At 56.3% G+C, this 21110-nt stretch carries 22 protein-coding genes; 12 read left to right on the top strand and 10 right to left on the bottom strand.

The features are described 5' to 3' along the window. Nucleotides 1-338 precede the first annotated feature (338 nt). Both CPH65_RS13570 and CPH65_RS13575 read right to left on the bottom strand, forming a co-directional pair. Nucleotides 339-2144: a tetratricopeptide repeat protein gene (locus CPH65_RS13570; RefSeq protein WP_172891519.1), complete on the bottom strand. Its 1806-nt coding sequence runs from the start codon at nucleotides 2142-2144 to the stop codon at nucleotides 339-341. A gap of 503 nt (nucleotides 2145-2647) precedes the next feature. After that, entirely contained in the window at nucleotides 2648-3685 is a 1038-nt protein-coding gene (locus tag CPH65_RS13575) for a polyprenyl synthetase family protein (protein WP_244574402.1), read from the bottom strand. 267 nt (nucleotides 3686-3952) lie between these two features. Between CPH65_RS13575 and CPH65_RS13580 the strand changes: the two genes are divergently transcribed. After that, complete coding sequence (locus CPH65_RS13580; protein WP_096173946.1) at nucleotides 3953-4189, top strand: DUF2007 domain-containing protein; 237 nt, start codon at nucleotides 3953-3955, stop codon at nucleotides 4187-4189. A 10-nt stretch (nucleotides 4190-4199) separates the two neighbouring features. Continuing rightward, a complete protein-coding gene (locus tag CPH65_RS13585; protein WP_157747685.1) occupies nucleotides 4200-5036 on the top strand; it encodes a tRNA1(Val) (adenine(37)-N6)-methyltransferase in 837 nt (278 codons plus the stop codon). 21 nt (nucleotides 5037-5057) lie between these two features. Here the strand turns inward: CPH65_RS13585 and CPH65_RS13590 are convergent, their stop codons facing one another. The 4 genes from CPH65_RS13590 to CPH65_RS13605 form a co-directional block, all read right to left on the bottom strand. Continuing rightward, nucleotides 5058-6293: a DUF2235 domain-containing protein gene (locus CPH65_RS13590; RefSeq protein WP_096173952.1), complete on the bottom strand. Its 1236-nt coding sequence runs from the start codon at nucleotides 6291-6293 to the stop codon at nucleotides 5058-5060. A gap of 225 nt (nucleotides 6294-6518) precedes the next feature. Beyond that, a complete protein-coding gene (locus CPH65_RS13595) occupies nucleotides 6519-6953 on the bottom strand; it encodes a GNAT family N-acetyltransferase (RefSeq protein ID WP_096173954.1) in 435 nt (144 codons plus the stop codon). Next, a complete protein-coding gene (locus tag CPH65_RS13600) occupies nucleotides 6953-8152 on the bottom strand; it encodes an amidohydrolase (RefSeq protein ID WP_096173955.1) in 1200 nt (399 codons plus the stop codon). The genes CPH65_RS13595 and CPH65_RS13600 overlap by 1 nt, the downstream gene beginning before the upstream one ends. Beyond that, a complete protein-coding gene (locus tag CPH65_RS13605; protein ID WP_096173957.1) occupies nucleotides 8149-8715 on the bottom strand; it encodes a hypothetical protein in 567 nt (188 codons plus the stop codon). Before CPH65_RS13605 ends, CPH65_RS13600 begins: the two co-directional genes overlap by 4 nt. A 272-nt stretch (nucleotides 8716-8987) precedes the next feature. Between CPH65_RS13605 and CPH65_RS13610 the strand changes: the two genes are divergently transcribed. The 4 genes from CPH65_RS13610 (at nucleotide 8988) to CPH65_RS13625 (ending at nucleotide 10838) form a co-directional block, all read left to right on the top strand. Then, complete coding sequence (locus CPH65_RS13610) at nucleotides 8988-9887, top strand: S49 family peptidase (RefSeq protein WP_244574403.1); 900 nt, start codon at nucleotides 8988-8990, stop codon at nucleotides 9885-9887. A gap of 43 nt (nucleotides 9888-9930) precedes the next feature. Further along, nucleotides 9931-10137, top strand: coding sequence for a hypothetical protein (locus CPH65_RS13615; protein ID WP_096173960.1), 207 nt, complete (start codon nucleotides 9931-9933; stop codon nucleotides 10135-10137). A gap of 118 nt (nucleotides 10138-10255) precedes the next feature. Further along, nucleotides 10256-10657, top strand: a complete 402-nt coding sequence (locus CPH65_RS13620; RefSeq protein ID WP_096173963.1) for an AEC family transporter — start codon at nucleotides 10256-10258, stop codon at nucleotides 10655-10657. Further along, nucleotides 10614-10838 (top strand): hypothetical protein, encoded by a 225-nt coding sequence (locus CPH65_RS13625; protein WP_096173966.1) that lies wholly within the window; start codon nucleotides 10614-10616, stop codon nucleotides 10836-10838. The genes CPH65_RS13620 and CPH65_RS13625 overlap by 44 nt, the downstream gene beginning before the upstream one ends. Before the next feature lie 12 nt (nucleotides 10839-10850). On the opposite strand, the gene CPH65_RS13630 is transcribed toward CPH65_RS13625, so the two are convergent. Further along, nucleotides 10851-11780, bottom strand: a complete 930-nt coding sequence (locus tag CPH65_RS13630) for a LysR substrate-binding domain-containing protein (protein ID WP_096173968.1) — start codon at nucleotides 11778-11780, stop codon at nucleotides 10851-10853. 159 nt (nucleotides 11781-11939) lie between these two features. On the opposite strand from CPH65_RS13630, the gene CPH65_RS13635 reads away from it, so the two are divergent. Continuing rightward, a complete protein-coding gene (locus CPH65_RS13635) occupies nucleotides 11940-12203 on the top strand; it encodes a DUF1127 domain-containing protein (RefSeq protein WP_244574404.1) in 264 nt (87 codons plus the stop codon). Nucleotides 12204-12341: 138 nt separating this feature from the next. On the opposite strand, the gene CPH65_RS13640 is transcribed toward CPH65_RS13635, so the two are convergent. Continuing rightward, complete coding sequence (locus CPH65_RS13640; protein ID WP_096173970.1) at nucleotides 12342-12926, bottom strand: ATP-dependent Clp protease proteolytic subunit; 585 nt, start codon at nucleotides 12924-12926, stop codon at nucleotides 12342-12344. A 251-nt stretch (nucleotides 12927-13177) separates the two neighbouring features. Here CPH65_RS13640 and CPH65_RS13645 point away from each other — a divergent pair, with 251 nt between their 5' ends. The 5 genes from CPH65_RS13645 (at nucleotide 13178) to CPH65_RS13665 (ending at nucleotide 19635) form a co-directional block, all read left to right on the top strand. Further along, entirely contained in the window at nucleotides 13178-14338 is a 1161-nt protein-coding gene (locus tag CPH65_RS13645) for a PA0069 family radical SAM protein (RefSeq protein WP_096173973.1), read from the top strand. A 672-nt stretch (nucleotides 14339-15010) separates the two neighbouring features. Beyond that, entirely contained in the window at nucleotides 15011-17188 is a 2178-nt protein-coding gene (locus tag CPH65_RS13650; RefSeq protein ID WP_157747686.1) for an EAL domain-containing protein, read from the top strand. 153 nt (nucleotides 17189-17341) lie between these two features. Continuing rightward, nucleotides 17342-18199 (top strand): TIGR01459 family HAD-type hydrolase, encoded by an 858-nt coding sequence (locus CPH65_RS13655; RefSeq protein WP_096173978.1) that lies wholly within the window; start codon nucleotides 17342-17344, stop codon nucleotides 18197-18199. Between the two features lie 114 nt (nucleotides 18200-18313). Then, on the top strand, nucleotides 18314-19132 hold the full coding sequence (locus CPH65_RS13660) for a folate-binding protein YgfZ (RefSeq protein ID WP_172891520.1): 819 nt from the start codon (nucleotides 18314-18316) through the stop codon (nucleotides 19130-19132). A gap of 167 nt (nucleotides 19133-19299) precedes the next feature. Then, a complete protein-coding gene (locus CPH65_RS13665) occupies nucleotides 19300-19635 on the top strand; it encodes a hypothetical protein (protein ID WP_096173982.1) in 336 nt (111 codons plus the stop codon). A 47-nt stretch (nucleotides 19636-19682) separates the two neighbouring features. Here the strand turns inward: CPH65_RS13665 and moaB are convergent, their stop codons facing one another. Together moaB and CPH65_RS13675 are read right to left on the bottom strand one after the other, a co-directional pair. Next, nucleotides 19683-20240: a molybdenum cofactor biosynthesis protein B gene (gene moaB / locus CPH65_RS13670; RefSeq protein WP_096173985.1), complete on the bottom strand. Its 558-nt coding sequence runs from the start codon at nucleotides 20238-20240 to the stop codon at nucleotides 19683-19685. Between the two features lie 157 nt (nucleotides 20241-20397). Next, on the bottom strand, nucleotides 20398-21021 hold the full coding sequence (locus CPH65_RS13675; RefSeq protein WP_096173988.1) for a YitT family protein: 624 nt from the start codon (nucleotides 21019-21021) through the stop codon (nucleotides 20398-20400). Nucleotides 21022-21110 lie beyond the last annotated feature (89 nt).

A 21110-nucleotide genomic window follows, 5' to 3' on the forward strand; every position in this document is an offset into this window, starting at 1 on the left:
AGGGTCTCGAACGGGCTCGCGTATCGTGATCGGATCATATCGGATTGACTTCCCGAACGAAAACAATCGCGGCGGGGTTTCATCTAGTGAGCTGCCGATTTGCTCCTCCATCAGGCTTTCTCAAGAATAAGATGATTCTAGAGAAAATGTCGCCCTCAGCATAGGATGGCCCGCTGCTGAATTGGTCGTACTGAGGAAAACCCCTATTTGACTGATTGGGTGGCCCTATTTTCCCTCGGTCGAACGGTCACACAATCACCTGCGGTGCTGGCGAAGGTTTCGCCAGCACCGCAGGTGATTGTGTGCCTTTGTGCCGTTAAGCCGCGCGTTGAAGCCGTTCAATCAGAACTTGGGACAAGACCATTTTCGATTTTTTTGTCCACCTGTGCCATCAATTCGTCACTCGGGTCCATCGCCTTGACGCGGTGCCATTGGAAATAAGCTTCGTTTTGACGACCCGCTTTCCAGTAGGCATCCCCCAGATGATCCGTGATGGTGGGATCTTCAGGGCGCAGCTCGACGGCCCGTTCCAGATATTGTACCGCGTCCTCATATTTGTTGAGGCGATAATAGGCCCAGCCGAGACTGTCGACAAAGAAACCATCATAGGGTTTGAGAGCAACAGCCTGCTTGATCATCTCGATGGCTTTTTCCAGATGCATGCCACGGTCTACCCAGCTATAGCCCAGATAGTTCAGAACCGTTGGCTGATTGGGAAACAGCTCAAGGGCTTCCTGCATGTCCTTTTCGGTGTTCGGCCAGTCCTTGATCTGATCGTAAGCCGAGCCGCGCAGGAAATAGAGAGACCAGTGGATGTCGCGCTTTTTCTTGACGCTGTTAAGGCCGCGGGTCAACAGATCGATGCTGTCCTTGAAGCGATCCTGCGACTGGTAGATGCGGGAGAGAACCGACACGGTTTCCAGATCGCTGGCATCATCGCCTAGCATGGCACTTAAGCGGTCGATCGCATCATCTGCGCGCTTGAGGCGTGTGAGCGAAAAGCCTGCCCGGCGTTGGGCCTGACGATAAAGATAGCTGCTTTCCGGGATCTGATCGAAATACTCAAGGGCCTTTTCGTCCCGTTTCATTCGCTCGAACAGCTGCCCAAGGGCGAATTCCGTGCGATCATGATCGGGGCGCAGATAGTTGGCATATTGCAGATACAGCGCACCGCCCTCAATTGCGTTTTCCTGCGCAAGAGCATCCCCGAGGGTCGAGAACAATTCAGCCGCGCCATCCTGCGGGGTCCGGATTGGGCTCGCCGTGGGCTGCATCTTGGCATAGGTCTCTTTCAGCCATGCTTTTTCTTCTGTATCAGCTGACGTCAGATTGAAAATAGCAAGAGTTTCCTTGGCCTTGTCGGTGTTGCCTGCTTTCAGATAGACATTGATGAGCGCGTCAGCGGTGGCAACCGAATTCGGATCGGCCTTCAGGCTGCTTTGCAGATAGTCAGCGGCCTTTTTGTAATCCTTGGCATAGGCTGCGATCAATCCTGAGTGCAGCGAGAAGAAGAACTGGTTCACGTCGCTCGAATTGATGTCTTCCATCGCCAGCAGCGCTTTATCCAGATTCTTGCGGTCCTGTCCGATAAGGCTCCAGGCGTGCAGGATATTCTGCGAGATGAGGGCAAATGGACCGTTTTGTGCGGACGCACTCAGCAAAGCCGGGTTGTTGATATTGCTGCGGAAGGGCAACGAGCGCAGAAGATCGACCGGATTGTTGATCATCTGATCGAGCCCGGACTGAAAGTTCTTCGATGCGCTGGCGTAGTTCTTGCCCTTGAGTGCCTTGATGCCCAAAGCCATGTGCACCATTGGAGCAATCTGCTGCGTGGCGAAAAGATCTTCTTCCGATGGCTGGTCTTCGTCGTCCTTGGCCTCGGAGGAGGCGGTTTCGTTGCCCGCTTCGGTCCGCCCAAGCGTTTGGGTCATGCGTTCGGCAAGGGAAAAGGCGACGTCATAGTTGCCAACTGCGAAGGCAAGGGCAAAGTTGCGTTCCAGCAGTTGCGGATTTTCCGGATCTTTTTCGAGCGCCTGAGCATAAAAATGCGCCGCGAGCGTCAGATCACCCTCTTCCTGAGCCACACGTGCGGACAAATAGGCTCCGGCAAGAGTCTCGGGCATATCCTCAAGCGCTTCTGCCACTGATTCTAGGGTTTCTGGCTGCGCCTGACCGGGGCCAGTTGGCGCGAAAAGCATGGCTGTGCCAAGAACGCTTGAAAGCAGGAACTGTCGGAAAAAAGCTGATGAGCGCGTGAGGTGCATGAAGTTGCCCTTGTTGCCTGTAATCAAATGGTTCGACGCCTTAAAAGGCATAAATGTCGCGCGCCCGATACAGGCGCCGCCTTTGGAATAACCTTGGTGCAATCGATCGTTGATGATCAATCAAACCTCATTTACCCAATCAGAATGGCTTTTTTACGGCTGGCGAGCAAGCCCCGGATCAACTTGCCTGCACAATTATGATCCCCAGCCGAGGACGGCCAAGCCACGACGTTAACAACATATTTCCGCGAACGACATGGATAGACATATAGGCTCACCAAAGGTCGTATTTGATCAAGGCCACAAAAAAACATCACCGCAAAGCAAGCATTTGATTCGCGTTCATGTGCGCGATTTTCCGGTCGTCAGCTACGGCCAAGCGCTCAATGGGCACGGGAAATACAGAACTCCACAGCGTCGACCAACGCGGATTTGTAGGCGCTATCCTCAAACACATCGAGCGCTCTGATCGCATCCGAGCCGTGCTGGCGTGCCTGCTTCAGGGTGTCTTCAAGGGCATTGGTTTCTTTGAGCAGACCCATCGCATAATCGAGCGCGCCATCGGTCACATCCTTGCGATCCTGCATCACGCGTTTCCAGAAAGCCTTGTCTTCCTTGCTGCCCCGTTCATTGGCCAGAATGATAGGCAGAGTGATCTTGCCCTCGCGGAAATCATCGCCGACATTCTTGCCGAGCGCGGCGGCCGAGCCGCCATAATCGAGGGCATCGTCGATCAACTGGAACGCATTGCCAAGTTCGAGACCATAGGTGCGCAAGGCTTCGATTTTTGCCTCATTGCTGCCTGCAAGGATAGGCCCCACTTCACAGGCCGACGCGAACAGCGCAGCGGTCTTGGAGCGGATGACCTTCATATAATCTTCCACCGAGGTCTGCATGTTTTGCGCGACCGACAATTGCAGAACTTCGCCTTCCGCGATGATGCAGGCGGCTGATGACAGGACTTCCAGCGCTCTGAGTGATCCAACCTCGACCATGACACGGAAAGCCTGTCCGAGAAGGAAGTCTCCGACCAGAACACTGGCCTGGTTGCCCCAGAGCATCCGTGCGCTGAGCTTGCCGCGGCGCATGCCGCTCTCGTCGACGACATCGTCATGCAGAAGTGTGGCTGTGTGCATGAACTCGACACTCATGGCGAGTTTGATGTGGCCATCAACAGCTTCGTCCGTTGCGTTTGTGCCGTAGCCGCACATGCCTGCCGAGGCCAGCGTCAACATCGGGCGCAGACGTTTGCCACCGCTGTCGATGAGATGCTTCGCCACTTCCGGGATCATCTCCACATCCGATCCGGCTTTTGACAGGATCAGATCATTCACCCGATCCATATCGGACTGGACCAGATCGATCAAAGGCTGGATGCTGGCTTCTGGCTTCTTCGTCTCGTTTTGGGAAGGTGCGCTCACGCAAAGGCTCCAAGGACTGATGTCGCAAAATCGGGGCGAGAATAGGAGCAAGACACCAAGTCCACAAGGGCAAAGCTACAAAAAACAAAGCTGTCTTGCATCGACGGGTGCTGTTTTTCCACGCTCAGGGTTTGGTTGCCTGACGGCAAGCCCAGCGGAGGGCCTGACCAAACTCTTCGTGAAGGCCTTTTCATGGTGAGGTTTTGACATTAATGTCCAGTCAATTGTGCTTTGAGCTCTGTATCTACGACGGAAAAATGGCCAACCATGAAGCTTCTGATCAAAACCAACAACGCAGTGACCCTGTCCTTTGTTGAAGCGCTGCTCCGCGACGCGCAAATTCCGTTTCAAACCCTCGACCAGAACATGAGCATTATGGATGGATCGCTCGGTATCCTGCCGCGCCGTGTACTGGTCGATGAAGATCGCGAGGCTCAGGCGCGACAGTTGCTGGTCGATGCGGGCCTTGAAGAAGAAGCCGAGACGCCGAAACAGAAAAGTTGAACAAGCGGCCATGACGCATCCGACACCTCCTCTGTTGCACAGCAGTGCCGCTGTCATGGACAGTGATCTGTCCGCAGTGAGTGCCATGAGCGAAGACCAGTTTCTGGGCGGACGGATCACCCTTTATCAGCCGAAAAAGGGACACCACAGGTCTGGCACGGACGCGGTTCTTCTTGCCGCCTGCACGCCGGCGCACTCCGGTGATCTGGTCGTTGATCTGGGGTCCGGTGTGGGAGCGGCAGGCCTTTGTGTTGCCGCTCGTGTCGGAGCGCTGCGGCTGCTGGCGGTAGAAATCGAACCCGATGTGGCCCGGATTGCGCTGGCCAACATGAACCGGCCCGATTGTCATGCCCATCTTCAGGCCGCTTCCGTGCTCAACTGCGATGTTGCCATCCGGGGCGAGGCGCGCAAACAGGCTGGTCTCGTTGAAAACCTCGCCGATCACGTGATCGCCAATCCACCTTATTACCGCTCGGAGCGCTACCAGACCTCGCCCAACGAGGCCCGGGCCATGGCCCACATGCTGACCGATGAAGGCATGGAGCCGTGGTTTCGCACTGCCGTGTCGATCCTCAAGTCGGGCGGCACCTTCACGCTCATCCAGCGGGCGGATGAATTGCCTGAGCTGCTGCGCCTGATGCAGGGGCGATTTGGCGGCATTACGGTCCAGCCGTTTGCTCCGCGTGAGGGCGAAGCAGCGCACCGCGTGGTCATTCAGGGCCGCAAGCAATCCCGAGCTCCCTTCCGTCTGTTGCCCATGATCTCTTTACACGACCAAGGCAAAGACATACCCGCCGAACGCATCGAAGCGGTTCACCGGCATGGGGCCGCGATTGATCTGGGGTGATCCTCGCTCGCGCTCAAATGCCTAGCTGTTCCACCATTCCGTCTCGCCTCCCTCCAGAGGCTCGATCACCGAATAGCTTTTGGGCAGATTGGGCTGATCATAATCCTGACTGGTGCCTCGTCTTTCAAAGACCGAAGGATGGATGAACGCCCCTTCCGGAATCCGTCTCCTGCGGCCCCTGTTCAGAAGCAATGTCGAGTGTTCGTTGCCCTTATCATCGAACGAATGCACCGGCCGCGGGATCCATTCAACAAGGGGCCAGCCTTTGGTCATGGACTTGAAGGGCTTGGCCAGTGGCTGAGGTTTGCAGTATGACTCGCCCGTTTCCCCGAGCACGATGCGCTCCACCACGTTGCGCTTGACCTGTAGTCCCTTCGCATCGGCCTCGTTGATCATCCAGTCGAGCGGAATTTTCGCAAGTCCGCTCAGCGCCTCTGGAAGCCCCCCTCCGACATCGCAATGCGTGCCGGAAAACCAGACCTCCTGACAATCCTGCTCGCTTTCCTCAAAGGATCCCAGCAGGGGCTTGAACGTGCCACCGGACGGAAACAATTGAGGTGCGTACATGGTGCGGCGCTCGTCAATGGCGACCGCATGGCGGACGTTCTTCACGGATGGATTGCGGCGTGTGTAGGCATGGGTGCGGAACCGCATGCCGCGACCTGTCTGCTCCAAGATCGAAGTGACCGTATCGAACAGCCCCATGAAGTGAATGGGCATGGCATCGGGATTCAGGACGCGCTGGTAGAGCCCGACCTCGGCAAAGGCGTCCTTGGTCTTGCTGTATCGCTCTTCCTCTTCGATCCGTTTTGCATCATCGCGGTAGCCGATGCTGCGATAGGCGCGATAGGCATAGGGCAAGAGATTGAGCTGTTCCTTGTCCATCCGGCCCATGATATGCATGAGCCCAGCCAGCACGCGCACCGTATAGGCACCACGACTGAAGCCGAACAGATAGATGCGGTCTGGTTCCGTGTTGTTGCTGCGGCCATCGTCGTAGTTTTCAATCAGGAAGCGATAGGCTTCCATCACATTCTCGTTGATGCCACGACCGAAGGCCAGTCCGACCAGCTCGGTCGCCTTCCGCCTCATGCGAGAAAAAGTGTCGTCAGACCCGAACGTGCCAACGCCCGGATCATAGTAGACCAATTGGGTCTTGTCGCGCTGGAGGCAGCCAAACAGGCGCAGGATGTTGGTCCGGTTGGCCTCTATTTCGTTCGATGTGCCATCGCACAGAATGACAATGTTCTTTCCCATTTGGCGCTTCTCCCTCTCCATCACAAGACAAGCATAGCCAGAGTCGAGCTGGATTGATTGTATAGAATTAAAGGGATGCGCAAAAGTGAAAGGCAGATCTTAAGATCGTCAGTGGAGCGCTTTTTCCATCACCAGATTTGGGTAGACCCTGCCGTCGATTTCGAACTGCGTTTCGCCGATCACACGGAAATTCTTGTGCCGGTAGAAAGCGATGGCTTCTCTATTCTAGCTGTTCGGGGTCAGATATGTGGCGACGTGACCGGCCTCGCGCATCGCTTGATAACTGGCCTCCAGCAAGGCCGAGCCGATACCAAGACCCTTGTGGCGCTCACGCACATAAAGCGTGACTATCTCGCATGTCGGGCAATCGGGAAGGGGCGGGGAGGAAGTGTCGCTCCAGGCCAGATATCCGCGCAACGCCGATTCACCCGCATAGTCGACCCATTCCACAAGCAGATGATGATGGGGATCATTGATCCGGTCCCTTATCGCCGCTTCACCGAAAGCCTCAAGCGCATAAGCCGCAAAGATACGCGGGATTGCAGGGCGACAATAGGTATGCAACCAAACCTCGATCGACAAGGCAGACAGAGCGCAGGCGTCCTCAAGACACGCGGGTCTGATGGAATGCGCCGCTCCTCTGTCCTCATCAAAGCCCATCAGCCAAGCTGCTGCTTGATGATGCGCTCATAGATGCCGCAGCCGATGCCGATGAGTTCATCGGGGAAATCGAAGTCGGGATTGTGCAATTGCGGCTGTGTTTCGCCGGAGCCGATGAAAAACAGCGTGGACGGGCAATGGCTGCTGAACCGCCCGAAATCCTCCGAAAATCGTTCCGGCTCCGTCGCCTCATGGATGGGAATGCCCTCTGCCTGAAGCGCCTCGCGGACGATCTGGGTTGTCTCCTCGCTGTTCACGCTGGCCTCAAACCCATCATCCTCGGTAAAGGTGACCGACAGTCCATACCGACGGGCCTCATTGATGGTGAGATCATGTGCATTCCTGAAAAGATCCTCCATGGCCTCGTCCGTCACGGTCCGCAAGGTGGCCCATATTTCGCCATGAGAAGGCGCAACGCCGTAACAGGGTTCGCCCATGGTCAGATGAGTAATGGTAACAAGTTTGAAGTGATCATCCAGCTTCTGATCGGGATTGATGCCGTTCGAAAGCGCCTCAAGACCCTCAACGACCTTGAGTATGGCATCCACGGGCGACAGCCCATCTTGCGGCATGGACGCATGGGAAGTCTTGCCATCAAAGGTGATTTTCACACCGCGCGAAGCGCAACAGATGGCACCTGACTTGAGCACGACCTCACCCAATGCCACGCCGGGCAAATTGTGAAGGGCAAAAGCATGGTCCGGAATGAGAGGTGCAAAATTCGGATCTGCAAGGACCGCTTTGGCCCCTTTGCCGGTTTCCTCGGCTGGCTGGAACATCAGCACCACCCGGCCTTTGGCCGGCCGCTGATCAGAGAGCCGCATCGCAAGACCGCGCATGATCGCCATGTGGCCGTCATGACCGCACAGATGGGCCTGTTTGTGATGACGGGAGCGGTAGGGCAGCTGAGATATTTCGTCAATCGGCAAGCCGTCAAGTTCGCATCGGAACAGGAGCGTCGGGCCGGGGGTACCTGAATCGTAAACCGCAGCAACGCCGGTGCCACCAAGGGTGCTGCCGTCGGGCTCTTGCCACGCGCCAAGACGGGTCACGATCTTGTCCGGACGCAAGACTTCAAAAGCATCGATCATGCGCTGCGCTGTGCCTGCTTCTTCGCCAGACAGTTCCGGATGACGGTGAAGGAGGTGGCGGAAGTCAACCAGTTGTTCCAGTTGGGTGTCGGTAAGAAGCGTGGTCATTGTGCCAGATTACCTCTTTGTTCCGCAGTGGTCTGCGCCCGAATGGCCAGATTCATAGCGGCATATGTGTGGGAGTGCGGACAAGCGACTTTGGTGCGAATGATCACATCCTTCGCAAGATTGCCAATAGAGTGCAGGTCTGCGTCAGAGCATTCCATATGGATTTGGTCCATGTCATTGACCAAAAACAGATGATCCTTGTCGGACCGTCCGCAGATATCGGTATAGTTCATGAGCTCGGTGGTTCCCTCGCTGCCGATCATGAAAAGGCGTCCATCGCCCAATTGGGGCAAAGCGTCTGAGCGGAACCGTTCTATTCTTATATAGGATTTCGAAGATCCGGCTTGAAGAGACCATTCACCAAAACTCTTGGAAGTGGTCCAATCCTGGTGGGCGAATTTGCCAAACGCGGCATAAACGACTTTCGCCTTGCTCGCCTCAGCGAAGGGTACGAACTGGTCGACCTGAATGCCGCCACAGTGCTTCCCTTGCGTCATGCCAGAGACATAACCATGGCTCAGACCGATGGCTGCAAAGTCGATTTCCTCGCTGTTCCGCCTCATGTCATGCCCCTACCGCATAAGAGAGAAACTATGCATATTCCTACAGCATTGCTGTAGCGCGTAAAGAGCAAAGATTGCAACAAATTGTGCCACCAAAGGCGAGCTTGTCAAAGTTACCTACGAGATTCCTACGGAGATCCGCGTAAGCAAGGGTGGAAATTCCACAGCCCGCTTCTTAGATACAATTCATCAAGGGATTTGACCTGCCAATCAGGCCTCGGTGCCGCGCCTCTACGCTGGACATCGCCAACAACCTTCAAAGGACCTCAGTCGTGAGTGTAAAAAAGACCCTCAAGAAGCTCCTACCCGAAAAGCTGCTGCCCAAGAAGCTGCTGGATGAAGCTCCCGTCATCCCGGTTGTGCGCATGACAGGGCAGATCACAGGCGGCAGCAGCCAGTTTCGGTCCGGGCTCAATCTGGCGTCGGTGGCAGGTCAGCTACAAAAGGCCTTCTCGATGAAGGAAGCCCCGGCGGTTGCCATCTCGGTGAACAGTCCCGGTGGTTCGCCTGTTCAGAGCCGGCTCATCTACCAGCGCATCCGGCAGCTGGCAGAGGAGAAGGAGAAAAAGGTTCTGGTCTTTTGCGAAGATGCCGCAGCATCCGGGGGCTACATGATTGCCATCGCAGGGGATCGCATCATTGCGGATCCCAGCTCGATTGTCGGCTCCATCGGTGTGGTTTCTGGCGGTTTCGGCTTTGTGGATGCAATCGAAAAGCTGGGCATTGAACGCCGTATCTACACCGCAGGCACTCAGAAAGGGATGCTCGATCCCTTCAAGGCGGAAGACCCCGAGCATGTTGCCCATCTTGATACCTTGCTCAAGGACCTGTTCGAAACCTTCAAGGATCTTGTCCGCTCGCGCCGCGGCGAAAAGCTGACAGAGGACGAAGAAAAACTCTTCACCGGCGCTTTCTGGACAGGCAAACAGGCCTTTGACCTCGGACTGGTTGACGAACTGGGCGATCTTGGAACCTATGTCAAACGGCATTTTGGTGAAGAGGCCAAACTGAAATTGATCAGCCCTCCATCCGGATTCTTCGGACGGTGCCGGGCTGCAGGTGTCGAGTTGGGCGCCGGTGATCCCGTCTCGCGCATCGCAGCCGGCTTTACACCCGAAGCGGTGCTTGCAAGTCTTGAAGAGCGTGCGTTATGGTCCCGGATCGGATTGTAAAACACTGCTTTGATGCGCAAGACTGACGGGAAGACGCAAGGTGATGGCAAAAATTCTGGTGCTTGTGGGCCTTTTTGGTGGAGCCTGGTTCGTGCTGAAGCTGCTGAAACAGCTTGGCCAGAAGGACACCGAACTGGATAGCCATCGCAAACGCGAGACCAAACGTGTTCAGCGCGAAACGGCGGAAAAAGAGGCCGATATCATCGATCTGGAAGAGGATCCCGAGACGGGCGATTTCCGAGAGAAATGATTTGTCGCAGGGCCAGAACCCTATTGGGTTGCACTGGCTCTGTTCACTACTGTCCTGAATGACTACCATGCCTCCGCTTGGCGCGATTCGACGCGCCGCGCCAATGGGAGGCGGGGTCATGACACTAGTTGAGCAGATATTGCCCATACTGCTGATCATTCTGGTTGGCGTGGCCCTGCGCAGGTTTGAGGTTTTCTCACCCAGTGCGATTGAAAGCCTGACACGGGTTGTCGTCAATATCGTGCTGCCAAGCGTTCTGTTTACAGTTTTCCTAGAGATGGAAATGAAGCCCGCCTATGCGGGCGTCTTCGTCGTCGTTGGTGGCATCTGCCTTGGTCTTTACGGGCTTGGTTTTGTGCTGGGGCGACTGGTTGCGCCACATCATCCTTATTTCCGCTTTCTTTTCACCGGCCTTGAGTATGGCATGCTTGGTGTTAGCCTGTTCGGTGGCGCCTACGGGCTTGAAAAGGTCGGCTATGCTGCTCAACCATTTCGTCCTCGACCAGTGGCTTCAGCTTGAAAAGCCATTCCAGATCGCCTTCTTCACCCTGATGATCCTGCCGCCGCCCTTTATCATTCCACTCTTTATGCAGAATGCTGAAGAAAGCGAGCGCGTCTATGTCACGAACGCGCTGGCGGTCTCGACAGTGGTCAGCCTGACGATCTTCGCCATCTATCTGGGCATGCATCCGACGCTTTGACGCGTTCGGACATCAGCCCCACACCGGTTCGAGGATGGTGGAAACCAGAAAGCCATCCTCTCCGAGCCGACCGTGCGCGCGCAACCACTCAAGAAAGATGAGGGCATTGCGACTGGGTGTCGTGCGCTCTGTTGAGGGACGAACGACAAGCCCTTCCGTGAAGCAGTAGAATCCGGCAGGTGCCACAAGGGTGCCGCTTCGCAGTTCCTTTTCGATCAGAAACTTCGGTGCCATCGCCACACCCATGCCCCGTTCTGCAGCCTCGAAGGCAAGCCCTGCCAGATCAAAGCTCATCTCATTCTCGTACCGAACCTGAACGCCCGTCAGCGCGGTCCATTGCTCCCACGCCTTTTCTGAGCCGCGCCGGTTGATGCGGGTCTTGAAGGACAGGACACCCGGTTCAATGGTGTGATGAAATGTTGGCGAGAGAACCGGGCCGATATGAACATCGCCCAATGTCGTTGCGTTCGGGTGTGCCTTGATCGGGCTCGTCAAGCGATCCCAGGAGAGCACCAGATCCACCGGGCCATCCTCTGAATGACTGTTTTGGGCGATCGTCAGACTGATCTGGATTTCGATATCCGGGTAGTCCATGTTGAAGCGTGCAATGGTAGGAATGGCCCACAGGCGGGCAAAGGTCGAGCTGACCTTGATCGATACGCGCTTGTCTTCCTGTCCGCCACACAGGGTTTGATAGGCCCTGCGCATGTCCGACAGATTGTCGGTGATGGCCGCGGCGAAGATGCGCCCCGGTTTGGTCAATTCGATGCCCGATCCAGACTTTTGAAACAGGGCAACGCCGGCGTGATCCTGAAGTTGGTGCAACTGCTTGCTGACAGCGCCATGTGTGCGCCCCAGAAGCGCCGCAGCACCGGTCACTGAGCCGGAACGATAAAAAGCTTCGAGCACGAGCAAGGACGTCAGCGGTGGCAGGGGAGACATCTATTGCTTCCTTTCATGATCCGGCTCACATTCGCAATAATTGAAGATGTTACTTTTTCTCACATGATGCGTTCACATTATTCAATTTTTTTGCGCTCGAAAAGGAGCAATAGTGAAGACATGGAAAAGGTTCAAAAACAACAATAAAGGATTATACCGATGAATCCTGACAGTGCCTTGAAGGCAAGGCGGATGAGCGAAAGCGAAATGCTTGCGCTGATCAATCAAAGGGCCGCAAACGGTGGCGCGGCAAACCGCAGGATTGGCATCCTTTCACTGCTCGCTCTTTGGTGGCACCGCTTTGTCGAGCGCAATCAGATGCGCCGGGATCTTGACACATTCACCGATGAAGTCCTCGCCGATTTCGGTATGACATGGCAAGAAGCCTTGGCCGAGACGAAAAAACCATTCTGGCGCGCCTGATCTGATCTGCCCAGACGGTGGCTCGCGGATTGGCCGGGCTCGCACTGCTTGCAAGGGTGGCAGACGAACCGCTGGACATAAGAAAGCCCGGGCACCTTGTGATACCCGGGCTTTCTTTTTTACCGTCTTGGCAGATCGTCAGCCGATATCGGTGGACGATGTGATGACGCGGGAAACAAGACCATAGGCTTTCGCTTCTTCAGCAGACAGCCAGTAATCGCGGTCCGTATCCTTGGCCACCTGTTCGATCGTTTGTCCCGTGGCTTCGGAAAACAGCTTGTGCAGGCGCTCGTTCATCTTGATGATTTCACGCGCCTGGATTTCAATGTCGGAAGCCGGCCCGCGTGCACCACCGGAGGGTTGGTGCAGAAGGAAGCGGGTGTTCGGAAGACACAGGCGCAGCTCTTTTGGCGATGCGATATAGATCAACGCGCCAGCCGAGGCGACCCAGCCTGTGCCGATGATCCAGACTTTCGGGGCGATGAACTGGATCATGTCATGAATCGAATCGCCCGACTCGACATGCCCACCCGGTGAGTTGACAAAAATCTTGATGTCGTCATCGCTGACGGCCGCCATGGCAATCAACTGGGCACAAACCTTGTGCGCAAGATCCTGGGTGATTTCACCATAAATGAAAATGGACCGGGATTTGAAAAGGGCTTCGGCGGCTTGCTTGCTAATCGATTCTTCCGGGCTTTTCTGTTCTTCTTCGTCGCTCATCTGGCTCTCCTCAATGATCAAACTACGCACATTCGTACCTTCTCCCCTTAGAGCGGTTCGCCGGGTTTGACAATGTGGATTGTGCTCAAACCAGCATCAACCGTGGCCGCAGTGGACTTGCAGAGGAAAAACCAGCCGGGTCATTGAAAATTGTTCTTGAAATGTTCTTTGTTGTGCTGCAATCCTTGAGAGGAACAAAATAGAAACGAAGCAGTTGGAATCACTCCGCTGCGACTGGTGGGGTTCTGGACATGGCAATGCGTCGAGGCGCAAATACGAAAAAGCGGGTGGAAGATGTCGATCCTTTCGTCGGCTTTCAGGTCGACCCGGATTTACATGTTGGTCGCCGCGTGCGTGGGCGCGCAGCCACCTCCAATCAGTCCGGGCGGTTCGAGCCCTATGCGAAGGAACCGGAGGATGACGGCTGGGGCAGTGCTTGGGCGGCCGAAGACCTTCCTCCCTTGCGCACCGAAGTGCAGGAGGAAAAGTCGCGCACCATCATCACACGCAACGACTCGCCCGATATACCGTTCGACCGGTCCATCAATCCCTATCGTGGCTGCGAGCATGGCTGCATCTATTGCTTCGCTCGTCCAACCCACGCCTATATGGGGCTTTCCGCCGGGCTCGACTTTGAAACCAAACTGTTTGCCAAGCCCGATGCCGCCGAACAGTTGCGTCGCGAGCTGTCGAAGCCCGGCTATCGACCGCGCCCCATCGCCATCGGCACCAATACGGATCCCTATCAGCCCATCGAACGGCAATATCGCTTGATGAGTGATCTGCTCGACGTGCTGGATGAATTCGGCCACCCCGTCGGGATCGTGACCAAGTCGGCCCTCATTCTCAGGGATCTTGATAAGCTCAAGCGTCTCAACGAGCGCAATCTGGTCAAGGTGGCCTTGTCCGTGACCTCTCTCGATCACAAGCTGTCGCGGGCGCTCGAACCCCGGGCTTCAAGTCCGAAAAGGCGCCTGGAGGCCATCCGGGGGCTGGCTGACGCGGGCATCCCAACCTCGGTAATGATTGCACCGGTCATCCCTGCGCTCAACGATAGTGAATTGGAAGCGATTCTCAAGGCGGCATACGAGGCAGGAGCGCGGGAAGCCGGGACGATCCTGTTGCGGCTGCCCGGTGAAGTCAGCCCGTTGTTTCAGGATTGGCTCGTCAAGAATTACCCCGACCGATACCGCCATGTCATGAATGTGTTGCGTTCGATGCGCAACGGCAAGGACTACGATAGCCGTTCCGGCATGCGGATGCGGGGCAGTGGACCCTTTGCCGAGATCCTTCACAAGCGTATGGATGTAGCCTGTCGCGCACTCGGCTATGCCACGCGCAAGACACGGCTGTCCCTTCAGCATTTCACGCAGCCCAAGAGCGAGGTGGCCCAGCTCTCGCTGTTCGACTAGGCCCGCTTCTAGCGCGATCCCCGTTTCTGGCGAGCAATGTCGCGTACGAGTGGAACAAGGCCCAGCTTTTGTATGAACAAATAGTTTTGACAAGTATTAATCAAAACTATATAGAACACTCGGATTTTTGCTTGTCGATCGCTGTTTGGACTCAATGACCATAGCTTTTGAACAGCTATTCTTTTGACGAAGCATGGGCTTTAAACGTCTTGGCAGGAACTCGCCGCATCGTTCCTGCCGCGCGGCAAAGGTGGCCTTCCGTTTGCTGCGCACTCTACTGCCCCGTTTCGGTATCGTCACTGATACCGGAACGGGGCAGTATTTTTTTAGTTAGCCAGTATTCTTTAAAAATACATGCCTGATGGGGCAGGCCTCCTCAGCCAGAACATGAGAACCATAGCCTTGCGGGGACAAGCGTGCGGATCTCGATCCGCGCTGAAGACTGGTGCGGAACGCGCGCCTGCCAAGTAACCCACACCCAATTTGCTCAGCTCTTTCACAAAAGTGTGGCAAAGACTACCCTTAGGCAGGTGCACCTTCTTGATTCGTGGGTTGACCTGTAAATTGGCGATATTCAGGCCAAAAAATGGACCTGAAGCGAAACCTTGACTTGCTGGTATGGGCCCAGTCAGGTCCCGCAGAACAAGAACGGTTCGTCCCAAAAGGGACAGTATGAGTGGAGTTGAGAACATGCAAAGGCTTGGGGCTGTTTTTATCGCCGTTTGTATGGTCGCCATTTCCACGTCTGTCGGAGCCATCTTTCACTATAGTTTCGGCCTTTCGATCCCGGAAGCCTCCCCGATTGCCTTTGGTATCCTTCTTACCCTATTGCTGATCCACTATCAGATTTCCCGTGTTCGGGACCGGATGATGCTCGATGAGCAGATGGATGATCTTACCCGCCTGAAGCTGGGACTGACAAAAGAGCTGCAGGATGTGCGGGAGATGGCCCGACAGCTCGACGAGGATGTTGCGAAACGGGTGCGCGATGAGATTGAGCCCCTTCTGTCCGAATTGGATGTCATCGGAACCATCGTCAAGCAACTGGCAGAAACCTGCGCGGAGTTGGATGAACGCGTGCAAACCGGCGAGGGGCAGGTGGATGATGTCCGCGAGCAGCTTTCCTCCGCGACCCAGTCGGTCATGGCATTGGAACAGATGCTCCGGGCCAACGCCCGTGCCCTGTCCAACCGAACGCCCCGCGCCGAAGCAGCCCCGCGCAGAGACCCCGCCCCGCGCCCTGTTGCATCCGAACCGCAATGGGCCGACGAGCCGCCATTGAGGGAGCCAATCGCTCCCGAGCGCCCGGTCTATGAGACTGCTGCGGAGTATGATCATCAACCCCTCGGCTATGATGAGTACGAGGAAGCATCCGCTCCGGAAGCGGCAGACGAGTGGCCGCCGGAGTTTGAAGAGCCGGGACAGGCTCGGCAGCCTTCGATCAGCGAGGAAGATGAGGCAGCCGTCAGACGCGCTCTGGCGCTTGGCAAGATCGAACTGTTCATGCAGCCCATCGTCACCCTGCCGATGCGCAAACCGCAATATTACGAAGCATTGACCCGTCTCAAGACCGAGGACGGTGGTCTCATCACGCCAGATGTTTTCCTGCCTGTATGTCGTGATGGCAATTTCATGCCAATGTTGGACCGGATGGCCATGAACGAGGCTTTCCGGCTTCTGCGTCGTCTGACAGATCGGGGCCGGGCGGTTGATATCTTCTGCAATCTGTCGATCCAGAGCCTTGGTGACAGTGATTTCTTTGCGCTTATGCGCGATCTGTTCGAGCAGAATCAGGATCTCGCCGAACATGTCATTCTTGAATTCCGTCAAGCCGACTTGCGCAATTTTGGCATTCTCGAAGACGAGACGCTGCAATTGCTGCGCTCCATGGGCTTCCGCTTCTCGGTTGACCAGATCACCAATCTGGGTACGGATTTTGATGCCTTCGCGCGCAAGGGCATCCGCTTTGCAAAGGTTGCCGCACCCATTCTGACCAACAAGGATGCCGGGCGCGGACTGGATATTCATCCGGTCGATTTCTCGCGCGTGCTGTCGCGCAAGGGCGTTGAGCTCATCGTCACCCATGTGGCCAATGAGAGCATGCTGGTTAGCTTGGTCGAGTTCAACGTCCATCTAGCCCAAGGCGATCACTTTGCACCCGCCAAGGCGCTCAAGGGCGCAGGAAACGGCGGGCAGGGCGGCGTTGCCTCCAGCCAATCCAATGAGGCGACGAGCACCCGGGCAACACCTCAGCAATCGTCGCCAAGGCGCATCGCTCCCGGCCCACTTCAGGGTGGCCATCCTCAGGGACAAGCAGCGCAGGGACAATCTGGCCCACAATCAACGAATGGTCAGCCCCAACGCGCGACCCCTCCAGCAGTTGATCGTCCCACCGGCCAGACCGCACCTGCCGCTGCAACAAACGGGGCCGTCGCGAACGGAGCGGCTTCGACCAACCGCAGTCTGGGAGAAAACCCGCGCATTGCGAAAGCCTTGCGTGCGCTGGCGTCTGGGGATGGCGAGGACAGCGACACCCGGACGCAATTCCGCGCCGTATTGGCCGAGGCCGCGGGGCTGTTGGAAAACTCCGAATCCCGCACCAATGCCCGTATTGACGCGGCAACAGCGGCCTCGAGTGCCAGATCCGCTGCTCCCGAAGTCTCCACCCGTTTGTCCGATCGTCTTCCTGCCGCTGACGAATTTGGCCTGAACACCGGACCAGAGCGCGGCCAGTTCATTGATCTCAGCGAACCGGCAGCACCTCAGTCCGAGGCAGCGCGCCCCCGCAGGACTGCCTCCAGCGATGGGGCCGGGCCAGAGGCCGCCCGTTTCGAGCGCCTCATCCGATAGGCTGAGGCAATCCGGCGCAACAGTCTGTGCTTACCGCTTGCGGTGCACTTGACCTTGTCCGGCGCACAGGAGACAAAAAGAGACACCCGCAGCATCGGCTTCAAGGCATGATAGGCTGCGATTCTGTCAGTCCGCGCGCGAAAAGGGGTTGCCATGTCATCCCGTATCTCAGGTCTCTCTGTCATTGCACCGAACTACAAGGGCGTCCTGTGCGATGTCTGGGGTGTCCTGCACAATGGTGTCGGCTATTTCGAGAGCGCAGCCGAAGCCTTGCGCGCGTTCCGTAAAGAATCCGGGCCGGTTATACTGGTGACCAACGCCCCGCGCCCGAACGCTCCGATCAAGACCCAGCTCGAGCGCCTCGGAATTCCCGCCGACAGTTATGACGATGTGGTGACCTCCGGAGATGTCACTCGCACCGCGATCCTTGAAACCGGCAAGACGAAGCTTTTGCATTTGGGTCCGGAGCGTGACCTGCCTCTGTTCGACGGGCTCGATGTCACATTGGTCGGCGAGGAAGAGGCCGAAATTGTTTGCTGCACTGGTCTTCTCAATGAGACCCGCGAAACGCCGGACGATTACGACGACATGCTGCAATCATTTGCGCGGCGTAATCTGCCGTTCATCTGCGCCAACCCGGATCGCATCGTGCAGAAGGGGGCCCAGATCTTCTATTGTGCCGGGGCTCTGGCCGACCGTTTCGAGGCCTATGGTGGTGAGACGACATTTGTGGGAAAACCCGAAGCGCCAATCTATGCGGCTTCCATGGCGGCTCTCGAGAAGGCAAGCGGCCAACCCGTCGATCGATCGGATGTGTTGATCATCGGTGATTCCCTGCCAACGGACATGCGTGGCGGGCATTATCAGAAGATCGACGCCCTGTTTATCAGCTCGGGTATCCATGCCGCGGATTTCGGCCCCTCCGATGCCCCCGATGATGCAAAGGTCAATCTTCGTCTCACGCACGAGGATGTCGAGACGGTGGCCTGGATGCCGCGTCTTTGCTGGTAGCACCCTTGCACTAACGCTCTGTAAAGCCTAGATCTGTGGGGACAATCCATGTGGTTGTGCCGACGGATCGTCGTCGGTTCGAGCCGTTCATATCGCCCTGAAGGAACCCTCACCATGTCCATTCATCGCCTCGCAGATCGTACCTTGGTCCTGATGTCCGGATCAGAGGTCGAACCGTTGTTGCAGCGCCTGATCACCACGGATCTGGATGATCTCGAAATGGGCAAGGCAGGGTATGGCGCGCTGCTGACACCACAGGGCAAGATCATCATGGATTTTCTGGTGGCCCGGAAGCCCGAGGGGTTCCTGTTTGATCTGGCGTCCTCTTCCGCCGATGAGTTCGTCAAGAAGATGACCCTTTACCGCATGCGCTCGGATGTCACGATCGACAAACTCGATGCAGCCGTGGGACTGAGTTTTACCGATCATCCCGATGCCGTTGCCGATCCCCGTTCGGAGCTGCTTGGCTATCGTCTGCGCGGCGAGCCGGGGGCCTTTGCGGTGGATGAGGCCATGCAGGCCGAGTATGAGGCACGCCGGGTCCGGGCTGTTGTTGCGGATTCCGGCAAGGACTTCAGTCCGGGCGATGTCTTCCCGCACGATATTAACATGGACTGTCTCGAGGGGCTGGATTTTGCCAAGGGCTGCTATGTCGGGCAGGAGGTTGTCTCCCGCATGAAACATCGCGGCACTGCCCGGCGGCGCCTAGTGGCCATCACGGCAGGTGTTCCGCTGCCTGAAAGCGGAACGCAGATCATGGCGGACAACAAGCCAATCGGGACGCTTGGTACCGTGTCGGGAACTGCGGGCCTTGCCATTGTGCGCTTTGATCGGGTCTCCGAAGCCATCAAGGAGTCGCAGCCCATGTTCGCTGGCGAGGCCGAGGTTGCTGTCACTCTGCCAACCTACGCCAGCTTTTCGCTAAATGACTGAATTTTTTTAATAAAAAGTGACCAAATAAAGTTACACAAAATCAATTGGATAGCGGCTTAGGTGCCGATCTGAGGCGTTTTGAAGGCTGAGAAACGCGGCCCTTTCAGCATTTGTTAAATATGTTTTTTATACTCTGGTTCCCATAGACATTGACGGGGGACAGACTGATGGCAGCCAACACATTTGCGCTCGAAGCGCTGGTTGCGGACATTGCTGACTATGCAAAACAGCAGATCGAAAGCGCCGATCTGTCGGGTCCTCGCTTTGGTGCCTACGTCAAGCTGGCCTGGTTCGGCCAGTCCGGCTCTCCGTGCTATTCCGATTGCCAGAACCTCACTGACGCCCTTCAGGCGCTGCGTGACTTTGACAACAGCGGCAGGATCGATGAGTTTTATGTCGCAATGACAGCGGCTTCGATTGAGAATTTTCCCGATATCGACAGGGTTCCTGCAGACTTCGACGGGATCCGCCGAATGTCCGCAGCATTGGGCAAGGTTGCCTGATCGTGCGGCCTAATCACCGCCCGGCTCATTAGCTTTTCCTCGTCCCTTTATTTGCCCTGAAGCTTCGCGCGTTTGAGATGCTCGTCGAGCCGCGGCATGATTTCCACGAAATTGCACGGCATGTGCCGATAGTCGAGCTGATGGGACAAAATGCCGTCCCAGGCATCCTTGCAGGCCCCGCTCGAGCCGGGAATGCAGAAGATATAAGTGGCATTGGCGACGCCGCCGGTTGCCCGCGACTGAACGGTCGATGTGCCGATGGTTTCGAAGGAAACTTTATGGAACAGCCATGAAAATCCGTCCATTTTCTTCTCGAACAACGGTTCCATGGCTTCGGGCGTCACGTCCCGTCCAGTAAAGCCAGTGCCTCCGGTCGTGATGATCACATCGACATCCTTTGTCGCGATCCACACCTTGGCCTGCGCCTGAATGGCGTCAACATCGTCCTTGACGATGGCACGATCTGCCAGAGTGTGCCCGGCCGCAGTCAGCCGGTCGACAAGAACCTGTCCAGACTTGTCGTCTTCAAAGGTTCGTGTGTCGGAGACCGTCAGGATCGCGATTTTCATGGGGATGAACGAGCGGGGGGACGAGGAGTGCGCCATGGCATGACTTTCTGCTGCGGAAGCGAAGGAACGATTGGTCTTGCGGAGGATCGCGCCGAATGAATAGAGGGCGGCATGCTCCGCGCGGCGACAGCTTCAAGCGACAGGCCTAGACAAGTCAAGGCCATGCGGCTTGCGCCAGCGATTCGCCAGCCTGCTACCGCGCGACATAATGGTCGCGACGGTGATTCACTGCAATGATGAAGTTGAGAATGATTGATCCCAAGAGGGAGAATGCCACCTTCTCAAGCGGGAAAAGAAACAGCGCAGAGCCAAAGATCAGCACATCGAACATCTGCTGCACATAGCCTGCTTTGAAGCTGGTCAGTTCCTGTATGGTCAAGGCGAGGGCACCTGCGCCCCCCATGCTGCCATCGTGCCGAATGATGGCCAGTAGACCAATGCCGGTAATAGCGCCGAAAGCGAGCGTCCCAAAGAAGGGATCAAGATGCTCGAACACGATCATATGGGGCATTACCTCAACAAGCAGCGACATGCAGGCCACACAGATCGCCGACTTGATCGTGAAAGCAAGTCCAAGCGAATGGTAGGTGAACCAGTAGAACGGGATATTGACCAGAAAGAACACAAGGCCAAAATTGTAGCCAGAGACATAGGATATGATGAGCGCCAGCCCTGCTGTCTGCCCGGTGATCAGGCCCAGATGCGTGAGGAAAACAAAGCCAAGCGCACAGGAGAAAACGCCGAATGCAATCCCCTGAATGTCCTCGAACAGAGTGTGTTTCACCTTCTCGGCATCGTCTTGATCCCTGATACCCATTTGATCTCAATGCCCTTCGATCTGAGAAAAATACTGTTTCGAAATACGTCAAGACCGGATTTAGCCCTCCAATCACGCAAAGGAAAGCG

The sequence above is a fragment of the Cohaesibacter sp. ES.047 genome, from assembly GCF_900215505.1.
GTDB lineage: Bacteria > Pseudomonadota > Alphaproteobacteria > Rhizobiales > Cohaesibacteraceae > Cohaesibacter.

What these genes read in the sequence shown, in the direction of transcription:
- CPH65_RS13580 (WP_096173946.1), top strand. Translation starts at nt 3,953, where the DNA reads ATGAAGCTTCTGATCAAAACCAACAACGCAGTGACCCTGTCCTTTGTT.
- CPH65_RS13585 (WP_157747685.1), top strand. Translation starts at nt 4,200, where the DNA reads ATGACGCATCCGACACCTCCTCTGTTGCACAGCAGTGCCGCTGTCATG.
- CPH65_RS13590 (WP_096173952.1), bottom strand. Translation starts at nt 6,293, where the DNA reads ATGGGAAAGAACATTGTCATTCTGTGCGATGGCACATCGAACGAAATA.
- CPH65_RS13595 (WP_096173954.1), bottom strand. Translation starts at nt 6,953, where the DNA reads ATGGGCTTTGATGAGGACAGAGGAGCGGCGCATTCCATCAGACCCGCG.
- CPH65_RS13600 (WP_096173955.1), bottom strand. Translation starts at nt 8,152, where the DNA reads ATGACCACGCTTCTTACCGACACCCAACTGGAACAACTGGTTGACTTC.
- CPH65_RS13605 (WP_096173957.1), bottom strand. Translation starts at nt 8,715, where the DNA reads ATGAGGCGGAACAGCGAGGAAATCGACTTTGCAGCCATCGGTCTGAGC.
- CPH65_RS13615 (WP_096173960.1), top strand. Translation starts at nt 9,931, where the DNA reads ATGGCAAAAATTCTGGTGCTTGTGGGCCTTTTTGGTGGAGCCTGGTTC.
- CPH65_RS13620 (WP_096173963.1), top strand. Translation starts at nt 10,256, where the DNA reads ATGACACTAGTTGAGCAGATATTGCCCATACTGCTGATCATTCTGGTT.
- CPH65_RS13625 (WP_096173966.1), top strand. Translation starts at nt 10,614, where the DNA reads ATGCTGCTCAACCATTTCGTCCTCGACCAGTGGCTTCAGCTTGAAAAG.
- CPH65_RS13630 (WP_096173968.1), bottom strand. Translation starts at nt 11,780, where the DNA reads ATGTCTCCCCTGCCACCGCTGACGTCCTTGCTCGTGCTCGAAGCTTTT.
- CPH65_RS13635 (WP_244574404.1), top strand. Translation starts at nt 11,940, where the DNA reads ATGAATCCTGACAGTGCCTTGAAGGCAAGGCGGATGAGCGAAAGCGAA.
- CPH65_RS13640 (WP_096173970.1), bottom strand. Translation starts at nt 12,926, where the DNA reads ATGAGCGACGAAGAAGAACAGAAAAGCCCGGAAGAATCGATTAGCAAG.
- CPH65_RS13645 (WP_096173973.1), top strand. Translation starts at nt 13,178, where the DNA reads ATGGCAATGCGTCGAGGCGCAAATACGAAAAAGCGGGTGGAAGATGTC.
- CPH65_RS13650 (WP_157747686.1), top strand. Translation starts at nt 15,011, where the DNA reads ATGAGTGGAGTTGAGAACATGCAAAGGCTTGGGGCTGTTTTTATCGCC.
- CPH65_RS13655 (WP_096173978.1), top strand. Translation starts at nt 17,342, where the DNA reads ATGTCATCCCGTATCTCAGGTCTCTCTGTCATTGCACCGAACTACAAG.
- CPH65_RS13660 (WP_172891520.1), top strand. Translation starts at nt 18,314, where the DNA reads ATGTCCATTCATCGCCTCGCAGATCGTACCTTGGTCCTGATGTCCGGA.
- CPH65_RS13665 (WP_096173982.1), top strand. Translation starts at nt 19,300, where the DNA reads ATGGCAGCCAACACATTTGCGCTCGAAGCGCTGGTTGCGGACATTGCT.
- moaB (WP_096173985.1), bottom strand. Translation starts at nt 20,240, where the DNA reads ATGGCGCACTCCTCGTCCCCCCGCTCGTTCATCCCCATGAAAATCGCG.
- CPH65_RS13675 (WP_096173988.1), bottom strand. Translation starts at nt 21,021, where the DNA reads ATGGGTATCAGGGATCAAGACGATGCCGAGAAGGTGAAACACACTCTG.